At 74.1% G+C, this 21,785-nt stretch carries 16 protein-coding genes; 8 read left to right on the top strand and 8 right to left on the bottom strand.

Annotated features, from left to right (window positions below; translation table 11 throughout):
• Positions 1-12: 12 nt before the first annotated feature.
• Positions 13-1,158: an aldose epimerase family protein gene (locus tag ACFQ9Z_RS05165; RefSeq protein ID WP_383010873.1), complete on the top strand. Its 1,146-nt coding sequence runs from the start codon at positions 13-15 to the stop codon at positions 1,156-1,158.
• A gap of 136 nt (positions 1,159-1,294) precedes the next feature.
• Positions 1,295-3,013 carry a pyridoxal phosphate-dependent aminotransferase gene (locus tag ACFQ9Z_RS05160; RefSeq protein ID WP_383010870.1) on the top strand — a complete coding sequence of 573 codons (1,719 nt, stop codon included), beginning with the start codon at positions 1,295-1,297 and terminating at the stop codon, positions 3,011-3,013.
• Positions 3,014-3,282: 269 nt separating this feature from the next.
• Here the strand turns inward: ACFQ9Z_RS05160 and ACFQ9Z_RS05155 are convergent, their stop codons facing one another.
• From ACFQ9Z_RS05155 to ACFQ9Z_RS05145, 3 genes are all read right to left on the bottom strand, one after another.
• A complete protein-coding gene (locus ACFQ9Z_RS05155) occupies positions 3,283-3,660 on the bottom strand; it encodes a nuclear transport factor 2 family protein (protein WP_383010867.1) in 378 nt (125 codons plus the stop codon).
• A gap of 81 nt (positions 3,661-3,741) precedes the next feature.
• Positions 3,742-4,392 (bottom strand): DUF4360 domain-containing protein, encoded by a 651-nt coding sequence (locus ACFQ9Z_RS05150; protein ID WP_383010864.1) that lies wholly within the window; start codon positions 4,390-4,392, stop codon positions 3,742-3,744.
• Between the two features lie 229 nt (positions 4,393-4,621).
• A complete protein-coding gene (locus tag ACFQ9Z_RS05145) occupies positions 4,622-5,080 on the bottom strand; it encodes an RrF2 family transcriptional regulator (RefSeq protein ID WP_383010861.1) in 459 nt (152 codons plus the stop codon).
• Between the two features lie 75 nt (positions 5,081-5,155).
• On the opposite strand from ACFQ9Z_RS05145, the gene ACFQ9Z_RS05140 reads away from it, so the two are divergent.
• Entirely contained in the window at positions 5,156-8,125 is a 2,970-nt protein-coding gene (locus ACFQ9Z_RS05140; RefSeq protein ID WP_383010858.1) for a beta-galactosidase, read from the top strand.
• A gap of 21 nt (positions 8,126-8,146) precedes the next feature.
• On the opposite strand, the gene ACFQ9Z_RS05135 is transcribed toward ACFQ9Z_RS05140, so the two are convergent.
• From ACFQ9Z_RS05135 to ACFQ9Z_RS05125, 3 genes are all read right to left on the bottom strand, one after another.
• On the bottom strand, positions 8,147-9,667 hold the full coding sequence (locus tag ACFQ9Z_RS05135; RefSeq protein ID WP_383010855.1) for an alpha-N-arabinofuranosidase: 1,521 nt from the start codon (positions 9,665-9,667) through the stop codon (positions 8,147-8,149).
• Positions 9,668-9,970: 303 nt separating this feature from the next.
• Positions 9,971-10,834 carry an SMP-30/gluconolactonase/LRE family protein gene (locus ACFQ9Z_RS05130; protein WP_383010852.1) on the bottom strand — a complete coding sequence of 288 codons (864 nt, stop codon included), beginning with the start codon at positions 10,832-10,834 and terminating at the stop codon, positions 9,971-9,973.
• Positions 10,831-11,604, bottom strand: coding sequence for an IclR family transcriptional regulator (locus tag ACFQ9Z_RS05125; protein WP_143631981.1), 774 nt, complete (start codon positions 11,602-11,604; stop codon positions 10,831-10,833). Before ACFQ9Z_RS05125 ends, ACFQ9Z_RS05130 begins: the two co-directional genes overlap by 4 nt.
• Positions 11,605-11,737: 133 nt before the next feature.
• Here ACFQ9Z_RS05125 and ACFQ9Z_RS05120 point away from each other — a divergent pair, with 133 nt between their 5' ends.
• The gene (locus tag ACFQ9Z_RS05120; protein ID WP_235902598.1) at positions 11,738-12,295 is read left to right on the top strand and encodes a hypothetical protein; all 558 of its coding nucleotides are present in this window, start codon (positions 11,738-11,740) and stop codon (positions 12,293-12,295) included.
• 27 nt (positions 12,296-12,322) lie between these two features.
• Here ACFQ9Z_RS05120 and ACFQ9Z_RS05115 read toward each other — a convergent pair whose 3' ends face one another.
• A complete protein-coding gene (locus tag ACFQ9Z_RS05115) occupies positions 12,323-13,192 on the bottom strand; it encodes a RimK family alpha-L-glutamate ligase (protein ID WP_383010847.1) in 870 nt (289 codons plus the stop codon).
• 184 nt (positions 13,193-13,376) lie between these two features.
• On the opposite strand from ACFQ9Z_RS05115, the gene ACFQ9Z_RS05110 reads away from it, so the two are divergent.
• The 4 genes from ACFQ9Z_RS05110 (at position 13,377) to ACFQ9Z_RS05095 (ending at position 18,048) form a co-directional block, all read left to right on the top strand.
• Positions 13,377-14,465 (top strand): MerR family transcriptional regulator, encoded by a 1,089-nt coding sequence (locus ACFQ9Z_RS05110; RefSeq protein ID WP_383010844.1) that lies wholly within the window; start codon positions 13,377-13,379, stop codon positions 14,463-14,465.
• 151 nt (positions 14,466-14,616) lie between these two features.
• Positions 14,617-15,222, top strand: a complete 606-nt coding sequence (locus tag ACFQ9Z_RS05105) for an O-methyltransferase (protein ID WP_383010841.1) — start codon at positions 14,617-14,619, stop codon at positions 15,220-15,222.
• Positions 15,223-15,263: 41 nt separating this feature from the next.
• Entirely contained in the window at positions 15,264-16,712 is a 1,449-nt protein-coding gene (locus ACFQ9Z_RS05100) for an acyl-CoA synthetase (RefSeq protein WP_383010838.1), read from the top strand.
• Complete coding sequence (locus ACFQ9Z_RS05095; protein ID WP_383010835.1) at positions 16,705-18,048, top strand: carboxyl transferase domain-containing protein; 1,344 nt, start codon at positions 16,705-16,707, stop codon at positions 18,046-18,048. The genes ACFQ9Z_RS05100 and ACFQ9Z_RS05095 overlap by 8 nt, the downstream gene beginning before the upstream one ends.
• Positions 18,049-18,105: 57 nt before the next feature.
• Here the strand turns inward: ACFQ9Z_RS05095 and ACFQ9Z_RS05090 are convergent, their stop codons facing one another.
• Positions 18,106-21,720 carry a S8 family serine peptidase gene (locus ACFQ9Z_RS05090; RefSeq protein WP_383010832.1) on the bottom strand — a complete coding sequence of 1,205 codons (3,615 nt, stop codon included), beginning with the start codon at positions 21,718-21,720 and terminating at the stop codon, positions 18,106-18,108.
• Positions 21,721-21,785: the final 65 nt, after the last annotated feature.

Genomic DNA, 21,785 nt, shown 5'->3' with positions numbered 1-21,785 from the left:
CAGGAGTCCCAAGTGGAACTGAACAGACGTACGGTCATCGCAGGAGCGGCGGCGGGCGTCGCCGCCACCGCCTTCGGGGGCGCCGCTCAGGCGGCCCCCGGCCGCCGGCCGGTGAAGGAGCTCTTCGGCCGGCTGGCGGACGGCACCAAGGTGTACCGCTGGTCGCTGGAGAACGGCGGCATCCGGATGAAGGTGCTGTCGTACGGCGGGGTCGTCCAGACGCTGGAGGTCCCGGACGCCCGCGGCCGGCACGCCAACGTGGTGGCGGGCTTCGACGGCATCGACGACTACGTGGCGAAGAGCCCGTACTTCGGCGCGCTGATCGGCCGCTACGGCAACCGCATCGGCAAGGGGCTGTTCACCCTCGACGGCACGAGCTACCAGCTCTCCGTCAACGACGGCGTGAACAGCCTGCACGGCGGCGCCAAGGGCTTCGACAAGCGCGTGTGGGACGTGGAGCCGTTCACCGACGGCGCCGACGTCGGCCTGCGCCTGTACTACACGAGCGTCGACGGGGAGATGGGCTACCCGGGCACGCTGCGCTCGAAGGTGACCTACACCCTCACCCGGCGCGGCGAGTGGCGGATCGACTACGAGGCCACCACCGACCGGGCCACGGTCGTCAACCTCACCAGCCACGTCTACTGGAACCTGGCCGGCGAGGGCAGCGGCACGATCGAGGACCACGAGCTCACGATCGCCGCCGCCCGGTACACCCCCACCGACGCCGGTCTCATCCCGACCGGTGAGCTGGCGCGGGTCGCGGGCACCCCGTTCGACTTCCGCCGCGCCAAGCCGATCGGCCGGGACATCCGGTCCGGGCACGAACAGCAGGTTCTCGCCAAGGGATACGACCACAACTGGGTGCTGGACAAGGGTGTCACGGCGCGGCCCGAGCACATCGCCACGCTCCGCGACCCGCGCTCCGGGCGCACCCTGCGCATCGCCACCGACCAGCCGGGCCTGCAGTTCTACTCCGGCAACTTCCTCGACGGCACGCTGACCGGGACCGGCGGCCGCACCTACCGCCAGGGCGACGCGCTGTGCCTGGAGACCCAGCACTTCCCGGACTCCCCCAACCACGCCGCCTTCCCGTCGACCGTGCTGCGGCCCGGGCAGACGTACCGGACGACCACGGTGCACACGTTCGGGGCGTGAGGCGCGGCGGGGCGTGAGGCGCGGCGGGGCGTGAACCGGCTCACACCGGCGGCGAGTTGAACGTCACCGGCGCCTCCTGCGTATCCAGGGGCGGCCCGTGCTCCCCCGCACGGGCCACCCTTCGACGGAGGTCCCCTTGCCTGACAACGTCACCTCGTTGTTCCGCAACGCCGCCGCGCACAGCCCCTCGATGGCGGCGCTGACGCGGGAGAGCGACGGGTCGGGCCCGGTGGACTTCTGCATCCCGTGCAACCCGTACTTCCCCACCCCCGCCATGTTCGAGGAGATGGCGGTCCGGCTGCGCGAGATCATCACGTACTACCCGAGCGGCGCCGACACCATCACCGCCGAACTGTGCGGCCTGCTCCAGCTCCCGCCGCAGTGCGTGGCGATGGGCAACGGCTCGACGGAGCTGATCACCTGGATCGACCACCTGCTGGTGCGGGAGTCGCTGGCCGTGCCGGTGCCCACCTTCGGCCGCTGGACCGACCAGCCGATGGAGACCGGCAAGCGGGTGGACATGTTCCCGCTCCAGGAGGCGAACGGCTTCGGCCTGGACCTGGCGCAGTACGCCGAGTTCATCCGGGCCCGGGGCACCCGCGCGGCCGTTGTCTGCAACCCGAACAACCCCGACGGCGGCTATCTGCACAAGCAGCAGCTCGTGCAGTTCATGGACGCGATGGCGCACCTCGACCTGGTGGTGATCGACGAGTCCTTCCTGGAGTTCGCCGACGCGGAGGCCGAACCGAGCGTGGTGCAGGAGGCCATGCTCCGGCCCAACGTGATCGTCCTGCGCAGCCTCGGCAAGAACTTCGGGCTGCACGGCATCCGGTTCGGCTACCTCGTGGCGAACCCGGCCCTGGCCGGCCGGGTCCGTTCGATGCTGCCGAAGTGGAACATCAACTCCTTCGCCGAGCACGTGGTGTTCATGCTGCGCGAGCACGGTCCGGAGTACGCGCAGAGCCTGCTGCAGGTGCGCCGGGACCGCCTCGACATGGCCAGCCACCTCTCCGCGCTGCCCGGCCTCACCGTCTACCCCTCCCAGGGCAACTTCCTCTTCGTGCGCCTGCCCGTCGGCGCGGAGGGCACCGTGGTCCGGGACCGGATGCTCACCGAGCACCGGATCCTGGTCCGCGAGTGCGGCAACAAGATCGGTTCGTCCAGCCGCTTCCTGAGACTCGTGGTGCGCCCCCAGGTCGACGTGCGTCGCCTGGTGTCCGGCCTGGAGCAGGTGCTCTACGGGACCAGGAGGGGAGCCGCCGTACCCGAGCTGAGCACCGGGACCAGCTACAGCTCGGGTACGGCGGCCGTGGACCGGCTGATGAACGAGACCAACGGAGCCGGTGTGCAGGGACTGGCGGCACAGGCCGCCGGCGCCGGCTTGCCGCTTCCCGCCGCCATGCCGATGGGCGGCGGGACGCCGGTGCCGGCGGCGGCCCAGGCGCCGCCGCCGGCACCCGCACCCCAAGCTCCGGCGCCGGTCCCCCTCCCGGCGCCGGTCCCCACGCCCGTGCCCGCGCCCGCAGCCGCACCGATGGCCCCGGCGGCGATGGCCCCGGCGGCGATGGCCCCGCCCCCGGTCGCGGTGCCCGTCCCGCACCCGGCGCCTGCCCCGGTACCCTCCCCGGCCCCGGTGCCCGTCCCCGCCCCGGCCCCGGTGCCCGCGCCTGCCGCCGCCGTGGGGCCCACCCCTCCCGGCGTCCCGGCGCGGGGCGGGCTCACCGCCGCGCAGGTGCGCGGCATGACGGCCCCGCCGGCGCCGGCTCCCGCCGCCGGCCTGACCCCGGCCCCGGCGACCGGCTGGCCCAACGCCCAGAGCTGGCCGAACGCGGCGGGGATGGACCGGACGGGCTGAAAGCGGGCGCCGCGGCGGCGGGGGCGCCGCCGGCTGGTGCGGTGACCGCACAGGTGCACCGGGTTGGCGGTCGTGGCGGTCGGATGTGCGGCGACGTCCGGTCCGATCGCTGGAGGCCCGGTGGCCGGGCCTGTCCGGGTAAGCAGACTGACCGCCCAGGGGCCCGCCGCCCCGACGTACTCATCGCCCGACGCGAGGAACGCGCCCGCGTCCGCAGAGAGAAGGGCGTCCGCTGTGGCGGACGCCCCCTCGAGCGACAGAAGGACGACTCAGGAGGCGGACGGTTCGATCTCCCCCGCGAAGACGATGACCTGGTCGATGAGGCTCCGCCGCAGATGGACGACGTCCGTTCCCGCCAGGCGGGGACCTCCGTCCGGCGTGGTGAAGACCCACTGGTACCGGGCCCACTCGTCAGGCATGTCGACCGCCGAGCAGCGCACCATCGTGCCGGTCCCCGCCGGGTGGCTCCGGATGTCCAGCACGAACCGCTCGACCGCCGCGATTCCCTCACTGCGGCCCAACGGCCCCCAGAAGACCACGTCTGAGGTCAGAGCCTGGGAGAGCAGGGCGGTCACATAGCTGTCGTCCGAGGCGTTGAACGCGGAGATGAACGTGTCGATCGCGGAGCGTGCAATCTCTTCCTGCATGCCCCAGTAATACCAGCCGTTTCGCGTGCGCTCGTCCCGCTTGCCGCCTCCCGGTCACGGTGGGCCGTCCCGGTCGCAGCACTAGCTGTGCGGGCACTCCTTCCAGGCCAGGTGGTACACCGTGCTGATGTCGCCGTCGGTGGAGTCCATCGTCATGAAGCTGACCTTGCCGGGGCTGGTGCTGCCCGCGTTCACCCGCAGTTCGGTGTTGATGTTGAAGTTGCGCAGCACCCCGCAGGGCGCCCAGACCAGCTGGGCCCAGTCGGTCTGGTCGGTGGCCTGCCAGTCGTCGTTGTAGGCGCCGCTGAACGGATGGGTCTTCGCCGCGGTGTTCGAGGAGCCCTGGAAGTAGTACGACGCCTTCTGGGCGGCGGTCGCGCCGGGCTGGAGGGAGAGGAAGCCCCGGTAGTCCGCGCTGGCGATCGCGTAGGTGAAGCCCTGGGGCACGTGCACGACCAGGTTGAGCTGGCAGTTCTTGCGGAAGGCCGTGGGGTCGGAGTTGCCGCCGGCCTGGGCCAGGTAGTCGCTGTAGGTCACCGTGAAGGCGGTGTTGTCCGGGGAGACGGCGACGGCGGCCGTGCCGGCCGGGCAGCCGGAGCCGTTCACCGTGGCCACGTCGATGACGATCTTGTCCGGGGGCGGGTCGTCGAAGACGGAGGAGGGGGACTGGGCGGGTAGCGCGGTGGTGAGCAGAGCGGCTACGGCGCCGCCCAGCAGGAGTCCACCAGCCATGGTTTCTCCAGGTTGTCGAGTGGGGGGTGCGACCTCCGACCCGTCCGTTCACCGTTGAGGAAACCGTGTGGAACCTGTGAAGGGCGGGGAGGCGATGGGCATCGTAGAAAGCCCCGCTCCGGCCCGTCAGGGCGAACTCCGGCCATTCACTTCCGGCTTTTCACGCGCCCGCGCCCCGGCGTCCGCCCGTACCCCGGCGCCCACTCCGCGCCCGGCGTCCACCGCGCTCTCAGGGGTTCTCCCAGGCCGCCGGTTCGGCCGCCAGCGCCTCGACCGGCCCGGGCAGCGATCCGGCCGCGAGGTCGGCGACGGTGACGCCCTCCAGGATGCGGCGCACATTGGCGCGCAGGGCGATCCACAGCGGGAGCAGGGGCTGGGCCGTGCCCGTGTAGGCCAGACCCGTCGGGCGCTCCCCGCGCACCGAGACGATCGGACCGTCCACCGCCCGGATGACATCCGCCACGGTGATGGCGGCCGCCGCCCGGGCCAGCCGGTAGCCACCACCGCCGCCGCGCCTGCTGTCGACGACCCCCGCCCTCCTGAGATCACCGAGGATGCCCTCGAGGAACTTGTGGGGAATGTCCTGCTCGACAGCGATTTCCTCTGCCTTCACCGGGCCGCTACCCTCCCGTACGGCCAGCTCCAGCACCGCCCGTACCGCGTAATCCGCCCGCGCCGAGATCCTCATGGGTCCATTGTGGGGCGTGTCTCCATGGAGAATGGCCGGACCGCGCCCCCGTAAGATCGCCCGGGAGGATCCACCTTGGCGCTCAGCAGACGTACCTTCAGTGCCCTGGCCGGCTCGGCCGCGCTCGGCTTCGCCCTGGGCGGCAGCGGCGGCCCCGGGGCGCCCTCGGCGTTCGCGGCGCGCAGCGTGCCCACCGGTCCGGCGCCGGCCCCGCCGAGCGCCGACGGCGAGCGCCACACGATCGGGTACGACGCCTACTCGCTCCTGGTCGACGGCAAGCGCCTGGTGGTGTGGTCCGGCGAGATGCACCCCTTCCGGCTGCCCAGCCCCTCCCTGTGGCGGGACGTGCTGCAGAAGATGCGGGCGCACGGCTTCAACGCCGTCAGCGTCTACGTGGCGTGGAACTACCACTCCCCCGCCCCCGGCCGTTACGACTTCACCGGCGTCCGGGACCTCGACCTGTTCCTGCGCACGGCCACCGAGACCGGGCTCTACGTCCTGCTGCGGCCCGGCCCGTACATCAACGCGGAGGTCGACGGCGGCGGCTTCCCGGGCTGGCTGACGGCGGCGCAGGGCAAGGCCCGCACCGCCGACCCGGCCTATCTCCGCCACGTCGACGAGTGGCTGACCCAGGTCGACCGGATCGCCCGCCGGCACCTGTTCACCCAGGGCCGGGGCACGGTGCTGCTCTACCAGATCGAGAACGAGTACGACTCCCACGTCGACGACGCGACCGGCCGGGACTACATGTCCCACCTGTACAAGAAGGTCCGCTCCGACGGGATCGACGTACCCCTCTTCCACAACGACAAGGGGCGTAACGGCCACTGGATCCCCGGCACGTTCGACACCGGTGGCGAGAAGGGCGGCTGGCTGTACGGCTTCGACGGGTACCCCTCGCCGGCCCAGGTGCCGCCGGACTGGGGGCACTACGGGCCCGGCGGGCTCACCGGCGGCGCCACCGCCTCGCCGCACACGCCCGGGTTCGTGCCCGAGTTCGGCGGCGGCTGGTTCGACCCGTGGGGCGGAGCCTGGTTCGACGGCAAGGGCTACGCCGAGGCCCGGCGCACCCGGGACGCGGCCTACGAACGCCGCTTCTACCTCACCAACCTCGCCAACGGCCTCACCCTGCACAACGTGTACATGGCCTTCGGCGGCACCTCGTGGGGCTGGCTGCCCGCGCCGGTCGTCTACACCTCGTACGACTACGGGGCGGCCATCGACGAGGGCCGCAACGTCACCGAGAAGATCGCCCCGCTGCACCAGCTCGGGCACCTGCTGCAGCGCGTGCCCGACTTCGCCCGGCTGGACCGGGCGGCCGACGTGAAGGCGGAGGGGCTGAAGGTCTACCACCTGACCAACCCGGACACCGGCAGCCATGTGTACGTGGCCCGCAACGACGGCTCGGCCCCGGTCACCACCGACCTGCCGACCCACGAGGGCAAGCTGCGGATCACCGTGCCCGCGCGTGACGCCCGCATGCTGACCACCGGGCTCTCCCTCGGCAGCCGGACGCTGAAGTACAGCACCGCGCAGCCCGTGATGTGCCTGACCGTCGGGCAGCAGGAGATCGCCGTGTTCGCCGGCCGCCGCGACGACATGGCGGAGCTGGTGCTGAAGTGCCCGGTCGAGCCGCTGGTCATGCGGCTCGACCCGGAGGCGGCCTGGACCTTCGAGAGCGACAAGCTCCATGTGAACGTGCCCCTCGGACAGGGCGGCCTGACCCGGGTGTCGGTCGCACAGGGCGAGAGCGACACCCCGCTGCTGCTGCTCTTCGCCGACGACGCCACCTCGGTGCGCATGTTCCCGTATGACACCCCGTCCGGGACGCTGCTGGTGTACGGCCCGGCGCTGCTGCGCCACGCCGAGGTGCGCGGCTCCGAGGTCCACCTGACCGGTGACGTCACCGGGACGACCAGCGTGGAGGTGTGGGGGCCGCGAGGCGTCACCGGCCTGGTGTGGAACGGGCGCAAGGTGCCGACCCGGGTCACCATGTCCGGCAGCCTGATGACGACCGGGCTGCTGCCCGCCGTGCCGGAGGTGGCGCTGCCCGCGCTGGGCGGCTGGCGGACGCGGACCGAGAACCCGGAGGCGGGCCCCAACTTCGACGACTCGAAGTGGCGGGTCGCCGACCGGACCGCCTCGTTCAGCACGACGCCCGTACCGAAGGGCGGGCCGGTGCTGTTCGCGGACGACTACGGCTTCCACTACGGGGACGTCTGGTACCGGGGCGCCTTCGCGGACGCCTCCGGCCTGGAGGAGGTCTCGCTCGCCTACACCACCGGCACCCAGGGGCTGCTGATGGCCTGGCTGGACGGGGAGCCGCTGGGCACCCACCGGATGCCGGTGCCGGACAAGGACACCACCGTCCGCAAGGGGAGCTGGGACGCCACGGCGGTGTTCCCCGTGCCCGGGCGGCTGCGCCGATCCGGGCAGCACGTGCTGTCGGTGCTGGTCCGGCGGATGCAGCACGACCAGGACGGCAAGGCGCTTGACACCCACAAGGCGGCCCGCGGGCTGACCGCCGCCCTCTTCAAGGGGGCCTCGCCGACGGTGACGTGGCGCATCCAGGGCGAGACGGCGCCGGACCCGGTGCGCGGGCCGCAGAACAACGGCGGTCTGTTCGGCGAGCGGGAGGGCTGGCACCTGCCCGGCTTCCCCGACCGGGACTGGAAGCCGGTCGCCTTCCCGCGGGCCGAGCGGCGGCAGGGCGTCACCTGGTACCGGACCACGTTCCGGCTGTCCGTGCCGGGCGACATCGACGCCTCGATCGGCCTGACGCTGGAGGACGACCCGTACCGGGCCTACCGGACGCAGATCTTCCTCAACGGCTGGAACATGGGCCAGTACATCAACAACGTCGGCCCGCAGCACACCTTCGTGCTGCCGAACGGCATCCTGCGCACCCGTGGCACCAACACCCTGGCGCTGGCGGTGCTGTCGGAGTTCACCACGGAGTCCGGTCCGGGCAAGGTGGGCCTGACCCTGCTGGGCACGGCGGCCGGCGGGACACCGGTGAACCCGGTGCCCTCCCCCGGCCGCTGAGCCCCGGCGCCGGGCCCCGGCCTACGCCAGCCGGATCACGTTCCAGGACAGCGGCTCCAGCACGGCGGTGAGGACGCCGCCCGCGAGGGCGGTCCCGCGGACCGGGTGCGGGGTGACCCGCTCCGGGTCGTCCAGGGTGTTGCGGGCGTCGGGGTCGGCGTCCGCGAGGGCGCTGTGCTCGGTGACGGCGGTCAGGCCGAGGCCGTTCAGGGTCGCCTCCAGCGGCAGCGGCCCGGTGCGGCCGCGGTTGACCGCGAAGACGGTGACCGTGCCGTCCGCCGCGCGCACCGCGGTGGCGTGCAGCAGGTCGGTCTCGCCGTACTTGCGCGTCCGGTACGTCGGCGAGTCCACGCGGACGTCGAGGACCTCGCCGCGCCCGTACCGGGAGGCCTGGGCGAACGGGAAGAACGTGGTCTGCCGCCAGGCCGGGCCGCCTGGCTCGGTCATGATCGGGGCGATCACGTTGACGAGCTGGGCCAGGCAGGCCACGGTGACCCGGTCGGCGTGCCGGAGCAGGGCGATCAGCAGCGAGCCGAGGACGACGGCGTCGGTGACGCTGTAGTTGTCCTCCAGGAGCCTGGGGGCCTCCGGCCAGTCGCCCTGGTCGATGCCCCGCGCGTGCTCCTGCCACTTCGAGAGGTACCAGACGTTCCACTCGTCGAAGGAGAGGTTGATCCTCTTCCCGGACTTCAGGCGGGCGCCCACGTGGTCGGCGGTGGCCACCACGTTCTCGATGAAGGACTCCATGTCGACCGCCGAGGCGAGGAAGGAGTCGAGGTCGCCGTCGACGGGCTCGTAGTAGGCGTGCAGGGAGATGAGGTCGACGAGTTCGTAGGTCTCCCGCAGGACCGTGGCCTCCCATTCGGCGAAGGTGGGCATGGCCTGGCTGGAGGAGCCGCAGGCGACCAGTTCGACCCCGGGGTCGAGCTGGCGCATCGCCCGGGCCGTCTCGGCCGCGATCCGGCCGTACTCCTCGGCCGTCTTGTGGCCGGTCTGCCAGGGGCCGTCCATCTCGTTGCCGAGGCACCACAGCCGGATGCCGAAGGGCTCCTTGTCGCCGTGGGCGGCGCGCAGGTCGGCGAGGGCGGTGCCGGCCGGGTGGTTGGCGTACTCCTGGAGTTCCAGGGCCTCGGCGACGCCCCGGGTGCCGAGGTTGACGGCCATCATCGGCTCGGCCTGCGGCCCGATCTTCCGCAGGAAGGCGATGTACTCGGAGAGGCCGAACCGGTTGGTCTCGGTGGAGTGCCAGGCGAGGTCGAGCCGGCGGGGCCGGTCCTCGACGGGGCCGACGGAGTCCTCCCAGCGGTAGCCGGAGACGAAGTTGCCGCCGGGGTAGCGGATCGCCGTCACCCCGAGTTCGCGGACGAGGTCGAGGACGTCGGTGCGGTGCCCTTCGGCGTCGGCCGCGGGGTGACCGGGCTCGAAGACGCCCGTGTAGACGCAGCGGCCGAGGTGTTCCACGAAGGAGCCGAACAGGCGGGGGTTCACCGCGCCGACGGTGAAGGCGGGGTCGAGGGTGAAGCGGGCGGTGCGGCTGCTCATGCGTGCCTTCCGGGGTCGGTGGCTGGGGCGTGGCGGGCGTCCGCGGGGCGCGTTCCGGCCGGTCGCCCGCCTCGTCCGGCCGGCCGGGCCGCGGTCACTGCTGTTCGATATTTCGGATCAAGCCCGTAACCTCGAACGGGACCGTAGGATCGAAGCGCTTGCGCGTCAATGGGTCGAGCAGACCTCGCAGGCGTGTGCGCCGCCGTGGGCCGCGGGCACGCGGAACACCCCGTGCCGGCGGCCGACGGCGGCGACGTGCCGCCACGGGGTCACGAGCCGGGCCCTACCCGGCGATGAGCGGCCTCACCCCGCGAACGCCGGCTGCGGCGCCCCCCGTCCCGCCCCCGGCACCACCAGCACCGAACCGGAGACGGGATGCGGCGCCGGCAGCCCCACGCGGGCGGTGGTGATGTACAGGTCCGTCAGGTCCGGCCCGCCGAACGCGCACGCGGTGGTCAGCGGCGCCGGCACCTCGACCACGAGATCCAGCTCGCCGCCCGGCGTGTACCGCCGCACCGCGCCCCCGCCCCACAGCGCCACCCACACACACCCGTCCGCGTCGACCGTGAGCCCGTCCGGGAACCCGGCACCCTCCTCGATCTCCACCAGCGGCCGCCGCCCCCGGACCGCGCCCTCCGCGTCGTGGTCGAAGACGTCCACCCGCCGGGTCGGGGTGTCGGCGTAGTACATCAGCCGGCCGTCGGGGCTCCAGCCCAGGCCGTTGCTGACGGTGACGCCGGGCAGGACCGTCCGCACGTCGCCGTCGCCGGTCAGCCGGGAGAGCGTGCCGCCCCCCGTCGCCTCGTCGTACCGCATCGTGCCCGCCCAGAGCGCCCCGTCCGGGGCCACCGCCGCGTCGTTCGCGCGGCGGCCCGCGACCGGCTCGCGGTGCAGCCAGCGGAAGGCGCCGTCCGGGTCCAGCAGGCCGACGCCGTCCCGCAGGTTCAGCACCAGACCGCCGCCCGCCCTCGGCTTGGCCGCGCCGACGTGCTGCTCGGTGGTGCGCACCGTCCGGCGGCCGGAGGAGGGGTCGTAGGTGTGCACGCGCATGCCGAGGACGTCGACCCACAGGAGGCGGCCGGCCGCCGGGTCCCAGGTCGGGCCCTCGCCCAGCTCGGCCTCGGCCCGTACGGCGATCTCGTACCCCGCCGCGGCCCGGGCCCTCACACCGTCCCCCGGTGGCCCAGCCGCTCCGACAGCTCCGCCGCGCCCTTGGCGGCGAGCTGTTCGAGCTCGGCCACGCGCTCGTCGCTCCAGCGGATCATGGGGACCGAGATGGACAGCGCGGCGACCACCTTCCCGGCGCGGTCGCGCACCGGGGCCGCCACGCAGGACACGTCCGGGTTGGACTCGCGGCTCTCCACCGCCAGGCCCCGCTCCCGGATCCGTGCGAGGGCCTCGCGCAGCGCGCCGGGATCGGTGATGCTGTTGGGCGTCATCGCGGTCAGCTCGGCACCGTCCGGTATCCGTGCCGTCAGCTCCTGCTCGGGCAGCGAGGCGAGCAGCATCTTGCCGACGGAGGTGCAGTGGGCGGGCAGCCGGCGGCCGGCGGCCGACACCATGCGCACGGCGTGCGTGGAGTCGACCTTGGCGATGTAGATGACGTCGGTGCCTTCGAGGATGGCCACGTGGACGGTCTCGTCGCAGGTCTCCGCCACCGAGCGGGCCACCTGCTGGCCCTCGGCCGCGAGGTCGAGCTGCTCGGCGTACCGGCTGCCGAGCTGGTACGGGCGCACCCCGAGCCGGTACCTTCCGGGCTGGCCCGGCACGGGCACGATGTACGAGCGTGCGGAGAGCGTGGTGACCAGCTCGTGCACGGTGGTGCGCGGCAGTTGCAGCTTGCGCACGATGTCGGGGGCGGAGAGCGTCCCGTCCCCGTCGAGGAACAGCTCAAGAATGTCGAGAGCCCGGGTCACGGCAGGCACGAGGCGTCCCACGTCCGGCCCCCTCCCTTGGGTCTAAGCGTCTGTGTTCGAGATTTCAACAGACGATCGGCATGACGAACACAGGCTAGCCATGCGGGGTTGCCCGGGCAATGGGCCCGGGCGCCTCCACGGCACCATGGGTGTCATGCGTCTCGACTTCCAGCTCGTGCTGCTGCGCCGCATGGCCGACCACAACCCGGACCTGGTCGACGGGGCCCGGCGCCGGCTCGGGGCGTCCGTCGCGGAGATGCGGGAGGCCAACAAGCGCTGGCAGGCGATGGTCCGCTCCCCCAGGTCCCGCTCCGCCGCCGCGCGTTACCGCTCCGTGCTGGGCGAACCGGAGTCCGTCGTCCCGCGCCGCCTCGGGGACGTCGACTGCGAGGCCCGGCGGTGGGCGCTCCCGCTCTGGCCGGACCTGCGCTTCGAGGTGCTGGTCTCCCCCGACGGCGCGGTGTGGAACGAGTGGCTGGTGCGGGCGCCGGGCGCTCCCGCCCCCGCCCTGCGCACCCTGGACGACCTGACCCCGTGGTCCTGCACGGTCGACGAGGCCGCCCGCGCCTTCGCCCCGGCCCGTCCGCTGGAGGGCACCGCCCCCACACGCTGGGGCCTGGCCTTCTCGGCGCCCGGCCGGGACGGCGTCCGGCACGAGGTGGTCGCCGAGTTCACCTGGGGGCTGCTCCAGCGCACCGCCGTCCGGGACTGAACGCGGGCCGGGACGGCGCGGGCGGGCTCAGCCGGCCGCCGCCAGGATCGCCTCCGTGACCCGGGGCAGGGAGGCGGGGTGCAGGAAGAGGAAGAGGTTCGGCTCCACCAGTTCGAGTTCCATCACCCGGGGCAGGCCGTCCTCCCCGTCGACGAGGTCCACGCGCGCGTACAGCAGCCCGGGTGCTCCGGGCACGGACGCCAGCGCCTTCTCGGCCACGGCGAGTTCGGCGTCCGTGGGCTGCCAGCGCTCCAGGCCCGGGTGGGCCACCTTCTCGGCGTCGTAGGGGGTGCCGGGCGCGAGGACGGCCCCCTTGCGGCTGGCGTGCAGCAGGCGCCCGCCGAAGAACTGCAGCGCCCGCTCCCCGCTGACGTCTATGTTCCGCAGGTACGGCTGCACCATCGCGGTGAAGCCCTCCGCGTGCATCCGGGCGAGCTGCCGTAGGGCCGTCTCGTGCCGGTCCGGGGTGTAGCGGGCGGCGAACCGGGCGCCCGCGCCGGACGTCGGCTTGATCACGTACTCGTGGCCGCCGGGCAGGTCGGCAGGCTCGCCGGGGGCGAGGTACCGGGTCTCCACGGTCGGCACGCCGGCCGCCGCCAGCTCGCCGAGGTAGCGCTTGTCGGAGTTCCAGCGCACCACGGCCGCCGGGTTGGCCAGCCGGGTCAGGCCGCCGACCCGCTCCACCCACGCCCCGAACTCCTCGGCACGCCAGCTGTAGTCCCAGGTCGAACGGATGACGACGAGGTCGTAGCCGCCCCAGTCGGCCGCCGGGTCGTCCCAGTACCGGGCCTGCGCGTCGGCCCCGGCCGCCCGCAGGGCGTCCACCAGCACCGGCAGGTCGCGGTCCTTGCCCGGCCGGTCGCCGGGGTCGTAGGTGGCGAGGGCGATACGGGGCACGGCGGGCTCCCTGTCGTACGGCGGTTCGATCAGCCGCAGGCTAACAACCGTGCCGGGAACCGGGACAGCCCGTTTGACCTTCCCCTTCGGGGAAGCCCCAGCATCGGTGGCGGAAGCGAGGAACGCGCCGTCGCCCTGGACGGTGCTCCTCCGACGACGGGATCCCTGTGGAGCTGAGGACCGTATGGAGCTGCTGACGATCGGCGCCTTCGCCAAGGCGAGCCGGCTGTCGCCGAAGGCGCTGCGGCTGTACGACGAGCTTGAGTTGCTGCGGCCGGCCCGGGTCGACCCGGACACCGGCTACCGCTACTACACCGTGCGGCAGCTCCGGCGGGCCCGGCTCGTGGCCTGGCTGCGGCGGCTGGGCATGCCGCTGGCCGAGATCCGCGCGGTCTGCGACCTGGCCGCGGCGGACGCCGCGCGCGAGGTCCGGGCCTACTGGGCGCGGGTCGAGGCGGAGACGGCCGCACGGCGGGATCTCGCCGCGTTCCTCGTCGACGAACTGACCGCAGAGTCGAGAAGGGACCACACCACCATGCTGGAACTGCGTTATTCCGCCCACTCCGACCGTGGGCACGTCCGCGCGTCCAACCAGGACTGCGTGTACGCGGGCCGCAGGCTGCTCGCCGTCGCCGACGGCTTCGGCCCGGCGGGGGCGCCCGCGAGCAGCGCGGCCGTCGAGGCGCTGAGGTTCCTGGACGAGGGCGAGGCGCCGGGCGCCGGTGACGTGCTGAACCTGCTGGAGGACGCGGTGCGTTCGGCCGGCGAGGCGGTACGGGACCTGGCGGACGGGGGCGAGGAGGCCGGCACCACGCTGACGGCGCTGCTGTGGACGGGCTCGAAGCTGGCGCTCGTGCACATCGGGGACTCGCGGGCGTATCTGCTGCGGGACGGCGAGCTGTTCCGGATCAGCCACGACCACAGCGTCGTGCAGTCGCTGATCGACGAGGGACGGCTGAGCCCCGAGGAGGCGCGGAGCCATCCGCAGCGCGCCCTGCTGCTGCGGGCGCTCGGCGCCGACGGTCCGGCCGTGGCCGCCGACCTGCGGCTGCAGGAGGCCCGCGAGGGCGACCGGTACCTGCTGTGCTCGGACGGTCTGACGGGGGTCGTGGCCGACGCGCGCATAAAGGAGCTGCTCGCCGGCGCGGCGGACCCCGAGGCGGCCGCGGGGGTGCTGATCGACGCGGCCAACACGGCCGGCGGCCCCGACAACGTGAGCTGTGTCGTGGCAGATGTCGTCGTCGCCGCCGCGCCGTCCGCCCCGGTCGGCTAGTGCTGTGGCCGGAAAGGTTCGCCTGAAAGCTCGCGGCGTCCGGTGCGGTGCATCGCAAGGCGGAGCATCACCCGCGTACTTGATGTGCTCGGGTGATGCGACAACGCCGCGAGGTGCCGTGCCGTCCGCCCCGGTCGGCTAGAAAGGCCGGATGGCGACCGACGGCACTGACGCGTACAGCGGTGCGGCCGGGCTTCCCCCGCTCGTGCGGGACGCCCTGGCCGCGGCCCGCGCCCACGGCTTCCCCCACTCGTGCCGGCCCGAACAGGGCCGTCTGCTGCACGCGTTGGCGGGCGCTGCCGGGACCCGGATCGGGGAGACCGGCACCGGCCTGGGCGTGGGCCTGGCCTGGCTGGCCTCCGGGGCGCGGCCGGGGGTGCGGCTGTACAGCGTGGAGCGGGACCCCGAGCGGGCGCGGCTCGCCGCCGCGGTCTTCGCGGACCGGCCCGCGGTCAGCGTGCTCACCGGCGACTGGCGGCGGATCGCCGGGCACGGCCCGTTCGACCTGCTCGTCCTCGACGGGGGCGGGCAGGGCAAGGCGCCGGGGGACGCGCCGGCCGACGTGGCCGAACTTCTCGCGCCCGGCGGGACGGTCGTCGTCGACGACTTCACCCCGGCCACCGGCTGGCCGCCGCTGCACGAGGGCGTGGTGGACCGGGCGCGGCTGCACTGGCTGCGGCATCCCGCGCTGCGCTCGGCCGAGGTGCGGCTCGCGGCGGATCTGAGCGCCGTCGTGGGAACGCGGCGGCTGGTGTAGGAAGGGAGGGCCGAAGCCCCCGAGTCCAAGGAGTGCGCCGCGTGTCCTCCCTCTTCCCCGCCCTGGTGGACGGCCCGGGCGACCGGGTCGCCCTGCGGTTCGGCGAGCGGTCTCTGACTTACGGCGAGCTCGCGGGCGCCGCCGGCGCGCTCGCCGCGCGCCTGGCCGGCGCCGGCCGGGTCGCCGTGTGGGCGACCCCGGAGCTGGAGACCGCCGTCGCGGTCACCGGCACGCTGCTCGCCGGTGCGGCCGCGGTGCCGCTGAACCCGAAGTCGGGCGACAAGGAGCTGGCGCACATCGTCTCCGACAGCGCGCCGGGCCTGGTCCTGGCCGCGCCCGGAGACCGGCTCCCGGCCGCGCTCGCCGGCCTGGCGCGAGTGGACGTCGACGCCGGCCTGCGCGGCCCGCTGCCCGAGTACGCGGCCGGCGACGGCGACCCGGCGCTGGTCGTCTACACCTCCGGCACCACCGGGCCGCCCAAGGGCGCGGTCCTCCCGCGCCGGGCCCTGACCGCGACCCTGGACGCGCTCGCCGACGCCTGGCAGTGGACGGAACGGGACGTGCTGGTGCACGGGCTGCCGCTGTTCCATGTGCACGGGCTGGTGCTGGGCACCCTCGGCCCGCTGCGCCGGGCCGGCTCGGTGCGGCACCTGGGGCGGTTCGGCACCGAGGGCGTGGCGCGCGAGCTGAACGCGGGCGCGACCATGCTCTTCGGGGTGCCGACGATGTACCACCGCATCGCCGAGGCCCTCCCGGGCGACCCGGAGCTGGCCAAGGCGCTCGCCGGGGCCCGGCTGCTGGTCTCCGGCTCCGCCGCGCTGCCCGTGCACGACCACGAGCGGATCGCCGCCGCGACCGGCCGCCGGGTGATCGAGCGGTACGGCATGACGGAGACGCTCATGAACACCAGCGTCCGGGCGGACGGCGAGCCCCGTGCCGGGACGGTCGGGGTGCCGCTGCCGGGGGTGGAGCTGCGGCTGGTGGAGGAGGACGGCACGCCGCTCACGGAGTTCGACGGGGAGAGCGTCGGCGAGATCCAGGTGCGCGGCCCGAACCTGTTCACCGAGTACCTCAACCGGCCCGACGCCACCGCCGCCGCGTTCACCGCGGACGGCTGGTTCCGCACCGGCGACATGGCGGTGCGCGAGCCCGACGGCTACGTCCGCATCGTCGGGCGCAAGGCCACCGACCTGATCAAGAGCGGCGGTTACAAGATCGGGGCGGGTGAGATCGAGAACGCGCTGCTGGAGCATCCAGGGGTGCGGGAGGCGGCGGTCACCGGGGAGCCGGACGCGGACCTGGGCGAGCGGATCGTGGCGTGGATCGTCCCCTCCGACCTGCAGGCGCCGCCGTCCGACGCGGAGCTCGCCGATCACGTGGCCCGGCGGCTCGCCCCGCACAAGCGGCCGCGCGTGGTCCGCCACCTGGACGTCCTCCCCCGCAACGACATGGGGAAGATCATGAAGCGGGCGCTGGTGGCCGATGCCTGAGCGGCGGTCCGCACGGGAGATACTCGCGCTGGTCGCGGACGGGGCGAGCTTCGCCGAACTCCCGCGTCCGGTCAGGGGCTTCGGGGCCGACGGCCCCCTCTCCTGGGAGGGTTACGACGCCGCGCGCGCCGCAGCCGCCGAGCGCACCGGCGAGGACGAGTCCGTGGTGTGCGGCACCGCGAGCGTCGACGGCACCCGGGCGGTGCTGATCGCCTTCGAGTTCGGCTTCCTCGGCGGCTCCCTCGGCGAGCGCACCGGCGACCGCCTGGAGGCCGCGTACCGGCACGCCCGCGCCCACCGGCTGCCGGTCGTGCCGCTGGTCGCCACCGGCGGCAGCCGGATGCAGGAGGGCATGCTCGCGCTGACCCAGCTCCAGCGGGTGGCCCGCGAGTCGGCGCTCACCCGGGAGGCGGGGCTGCCGCAGATCGCGGTACTGCGGGACCCCACGACCGGCGGCGGCTGGGCCACCCTGGGCGCCGGGGCCGACGTGGTCCTGGCGCTCCCCGGCGCCCAGGTGGGCTTCGCCGGTTCCCGGGTGCGGCCGCCGGACGCGGATCCGGCCGCCTACACGGCGGAGGCACAGGTGGCCGCGGGGTCGGCGGACGCGGTGGTACCGCCCGAAGAGCTGCGCCGGACGCTGGGTCTCTGGCTCAGGCTGCTCACCGCCCCGGCGCGGGAGGCCCCGGCGCCGCACGCGCTGGGCGCGCCCGCCCTGCCGGAAACCGGCTGGGCGGCCGTCCTGCGGGCCCGCTCCGCCGAACGGCCTCGCGCCCGGGCCTACTTGGACACCTACTTCACCCGCCGGGTGGCCGTGCACGGCGACCGCTGCGGCGGCAGCGACCCCGAGAGCATGCTGTGCGGGTTCGGCGAGCGGGACGGCCGTACGGTGGCCTACGCCGCGCAGACCGGGACGGCGACCCGGCCCGCCGGGTACCGGACCGCGGCCCGGCTGATCCGGCTGGCGGACCGGCTGGACATCCCCGTGCTGACCCTGGTGGACACGCCGGGGGCGGCCAATGACGCCGAGGCCGAACGGCAGGGGGCCGGCGCCGCGATCGCCGAGGTGTTCGGGGCGGTGGCGGCCGCCCGGGTGCCGATCACCACGCTGGTCATCGGCGAGGGCGGCTCCGGCGGGGCCCTCGCGCTGGCCGCGCCCGGCAACACCTGGGCCACCCCGGACAGTTACTTCTCGGTGATCGCCCCGGAACTGGCGGCGGCCATCCTGAAGCGGGCGCCCGAGGAGGTGGAGGCGACCGCGGGACAGCTGCGCATCCGCCCGCAGGACCTGGTGGAGCTGGGCGTGATCCGGGGCGTCATGTACCACCCCGGGCCCTGAGGCCCCCGACCGGCCCGCGGAGCGGGGGCGGCCCGTGGACCGCCCCCGCTCCCACGGTCACCGCACCCCCACCGCCCGGGTGATCTCCTGGGTGACCGAGCCGCCCCTGTCGTCCCGGGCCGAGGCCCGCAGGGAGACGTGGGTGGCGTCGCGCGGCACGGTCAGGGTGCCGTGCCAGGAGGCGCTCCGGTCCGCGGTGAGCGGGACCGTGCGCCAGGTGGCGCCGTCGTCGTAGGACGCCTCGAGCCGGCCGCCGCCGAGGGTTCCGGTGCCGGAGGCCTTCGCCACGTAGGAGGCGGCGATCCCGACCGGTACGCGGTGCCCGGCGGGCACCGTGCCGGCCAGGTCGGTGTCGACGTCGAAGGCGAGGTTGATCAGCGGCAGGTAGGTCCAGCGGTCCCACGGGGTGGCCTCGGACCGGAACGTCCACTCGCTGTGGCCCTCGGTGCCCGGTTTCCAGAGGCCGGGGTCCAGAGCGGTGTCGGTGACCACCTTGTAGGTGTGCTCGTCGGCGGGCGCGTCCCACACGTAGGCGCCGGAGCTGGTCCGCCGGTCGACCAGCGTGCCGTCGAGGTAGACGGCGGTGGTCTGGCTCATCCCGCTGCCCTCGCTCCACACGTCGCCGAAACCGGTGTGGTCGGGCCCGGAGTCGCCCCAGCCGGGGGTGTTCAGCTGGATCTGGTTCCCGGCGCGCTGCTGCCCCCAGCCGAGGCCGGTGCCCAGCCACGGGTGCCACACCGGACGGAACCAGTTCAGCTCCGGCCGCGAGCCGCCCGCGTAGCGCACCAGTCCGCTGCGTTCCTCGAGCGCCCCGTCGCGGGCGGTGACGGACTCGTGCCAGAGCTGGCCGGGGCCGGCGGAGACGTAGTCGGTGCGCTCGAAAGGCAGGTCGACGCGCTCCTGGAAGCCGAGGCCTATGGGGAAGGTGCCGGTGATCGAGTACCGGAACTCACCGCCGCTCACCGGCCGGGCGGCGTGGAACCGGGTGTGCACGGCGGCCAGTTGGCGTCCGGAGGGCGCGTAGGTGAGGTCCCGGTCCGGGATCGCTCCGGGGTGCCCCTCGGACAGGTCGTACACGTACGGGGAGTTGCGGGTGCCGGTCATGTCGACCTTGCCGGCCGCCCGCAGCCGGGCCGCGTCCGCCCTGCTCACCGTGGCGATCTGCAACGGCCGGTCGGCGTTGTCGTCCGTGCCCCACCAGGCCATCAGCCGGCCGGGGGCGTCGTCCGTGACGAACAGCGCCTTCGCGCCCGCGTCCTGGGCCGCCTGGGCCAGCGCGGCCGGGTCGGCGCCGTCGGCGAGGTGCGCGAGCACCGCCTTGCCCGCGGCCCCGGTGACCGGCCCGTCGCCGACGTCGGTCAGCGGCAGCTTCGTGCGGCCCTCGACGAGCGAGCCGCCCGCCTGCACGGTCGCCTCGCCGACGCCCTTGACCGCGAGCAACGGCTTGGCGAGCCGCCAGACGGTCCGGTACTCGAAGGCGCCCTCGGTGACCTTCGCGGTGGGCGCGGCGAAGACGCTGTCGTAGGTGAGCGGCACCTGGACCGCGCCGAACAGGTCGGCTCCGTTCGCCGTCCGGTCGTACTCCATGAGGAGCTGCCGGGTCTCGGTGCGCCGGCCGACGTCCGCCTTCACCTCGCGCAGCTTCCGCCCGTCCAGGGTGACGTCGCGGTCCCGGTCGAGGGTGATCTCGGGGGCGGCGAGGAAGCCGAGGCCGAGCGAGTCGGCGCCGTGGCCGCCGCGCACGTCGAGGAAGGAGGTCAGGCTGTAGGTGCCCGGCTTCAGCCGCAGCTTCAGCGTGCCGGAGTCGCCGACGTGCGCGGGCTGGGCGTCCTCGCCCTCGGCGAGCCGCTGCACGGCGAGGTCGGCGGCCGTGGCCGCGCCGGCGCGGTCCTTGACGTGGACCGTGAGCGTGTACCGCTCCTCCTCCTTGACCAGGCCGAACACGGTGTGCGCGACCGGGGTGCCGTCCGGCGCGGAGGCCACGATCTGCCCGCCGCTCTCGCCGACCGGGGCCTTCGAGCCGTCGCCGGTGACCGTGGTGGAGGCGCTGCCGTGCGCGGGGACCGTGAGGGCGGAGTCGGCGAGGGTCGCGACGCCCTGCGGTCCGCCCTCGACGGCCAGCGTCAGCCGGATGTCGGCGTCGGAGGAGTTGCGGTAGGTGAGGGTGCGGGTCACCGGCTTGTCGTCGTACGGCCAGGCGTGGAAGCCGAGGTCGGCGCTGCCGGTGGCGGTGACGTCGGCCTTGACGGCGTCCGCCACGCTGACCCGTCCGGCGCCCAGCACGTACGGGGAGGCGTCCAGCCGGGTGGAGCTGGACATCAGCGCGTCCTTCAGCCGGGCGCCGGACCAGTCCGGGTGGGCCTGGGCGAGCAGCGCGGCCACTCCGGCGACGTGCGGCGTCGCCATGGAGGTGCCGCTCATCGTGGTGTACGGCCCGTCGCCCTCGGTGAGTCGGGAGCGGGCGGCGAGGATGTCGACGCCGGGAGCCGAGAGGTCCGGCTTGAGGGCGCTGTCGCCGTACCGGGGTCCGGCGCTGGTGAAGTAGGCCGCCCGGTCACCGGAGTCCACCGCGCCGACGGTGAGGGCGGCGTCGGCGGCGCCCGGCGAGCCTATGGAGGACGGCGCGCCGGTGTTGCCGGCCGCGATGACGAAGAGGGCGCCGGTCTCCGCGGAGAGGGTGTCCACGGCCTGCGCCATCGGGTCGGTGCCGTCGCTGGCCTCGATCGAGCCCAGGCTCATGGAGATCACCTGGGCGTGCACGTCCCGCGCCGCCCACTCCATGCCCGCGATGATCTGCGACTCGCTGCCCGAGCCCTGGTCGCTGAGCACCTTGCCGACCGCGAGCGTGGCATCCGGGGCCACGCCCCGCTCCGCGCCGTCGGAGGCGGCTCCGCTGCCGCCGACGGTGGAGGTGACGTGGGTGCCGTGGCCGTTGCGGTCGGCGACCTCCTGGCCCTCGATGAAGCTGCGGCTGTCGGTGACCCGGTCCTTCAGGTCGGGGTGGGTCAGGTCGGCGCCGGTGTCCAGCACGGCGACCGTGACGCCCTTGCCGGTGAGGCCCGCGTCCCAGGCGGACCGGGTGCCGATCTGGGCGTTGCTCTCGGCCATGTCGGCCTTGACCCGGCCGTCGAGCCAGACCTTGTCCACGCTCGCGCGCCGGGTGAAGGACCGCCAGAAGGTCCGGCCACGGGCGGCCTCGACGGCGGCCCCGCGCAGGCTGGGCAGCGACCGGGTCCGCTCGGCGCCGGCCGGGGTGGCGGCGCGCGCGCCCTTGCCGTAGGTCACGATCAGCGGCAGCGCGTCCGCCTTCGCGTCGGTGAGCCCCTGCCGGATGAGCCCGCTCACGTCGAACAGCCGCCGGTCCAGGCTGCCGTCCCGCAGGTACGGCCGCGCCTCGTCCGGTACGACGGTGATCTCACCGCCGTTCACCTGGGTCCGCACGGCGCCGGCGGCCCCCGGTGGCCGCTGCACGGTGACCGTCCTCCTCCCCCGCCCCAGGTCGGTCACGGTCACCTTGTCCCCGGTGACGAGGGTGACGGTGGTGGCGGTGTCCGGGGTGCGCCGTGCCGCGGTGACGGCCTGCCGCGCGGCCGCCGGGCCGTTCGGCAGCAGGGCGATCACAAGCCCCGCCGACAGCAGGGCCGCCCCACGCCTGACTGGTCCTCTGGTCATCCACGCCTCTTCTCGTGTCGAGCGCGTCGAGTGCTGGGACGAGTGTCATGTGCCGTGTGTGACAG

Origin of the sequence: Streptomyces sp. NPDC056580 (genome assembly GCF_042793175.1) — a bacterium.
Lineage (GTDB): Bacteria > Actinomycetota > Actinomycetes > Streptomycetales > Streptomycetaceae > Streptomyces.
The sequence above is the reverse complement of the archived record's forward strand: the minus strand, read 5'-3'. Positions and strand labels throughout refer to the sequence as shown.

Bases quoted from the DNA above. Each gene is read 5' to 3' on its own strand.
- ACFQ9Z_RS05155 (WP_383010867.1), bottom strand. From the start codon at position 3,660: ATGCAGGAAGAGATTGCACGCTCCGCGATCGACACGTTCATCTCCGCG.
- ACFQ9Z_RS05150 (WP_383010864.1), bottom strand. From the start codon at position 4,392: ATGGCTGGTGGACTCCTGCTGGGCGGCGCCGTAGCCGCTCTGCTCACC.
- ACFQ9Z_RS05145 (WP_383010861.1), bottom strand. From the start codon at position 5,080: ATGAGGATCTCGGCGCGGGCGGATTACGCGGTACGGGCGGTGCTGGAG.
- ACFQ9Z_RS05135 (WP_383010855.1), bottom strand. From the start codon at position 9,667: ATGAGCAGCCGCACCGCCCGCTTCACCCTCGACCCCGCCTTCACCGTC.
- ACFQ9Z_RS05120 (WP_235902598.1), top strand. From the start codon at position 11,738: ATGCGTCTCGACTTCCAGCTCGTGCTGCTGCGCCGCATGGCCGACCAC.
- ACFQ9Z_RS05110 (WP_383010844.1), top strand. From the start codon at position 13,377: ATGGAGCTGCTGACGATCGGCGCCTTCGCCAAGGCGAGCCGGCTGTCG.
- ACFQ9Z_RS05105 (WP_383010841.1), top strand. From the start codon at position 14,617: ATGGCGACCGACGGCACTGACGCGTACAGCGGTGCGGCCGGGCTTCCC.
- ACFQ9Z_RS05095 (WP_383010835.1), top strand. From the start codon at position 16,705: ATGCCTGAGCGGCGGTCCGCACGGGAGATACTCGCGCTGGTCGCGGAC.
- ACFQ9Z_RS05090 (WP_383010832.1), bottom strand. From the start codon at position 21,720: ATGACCAGAGGACCAGTCAGGCGTGGGGCGGCCCTGCTGTCGGCGGGG.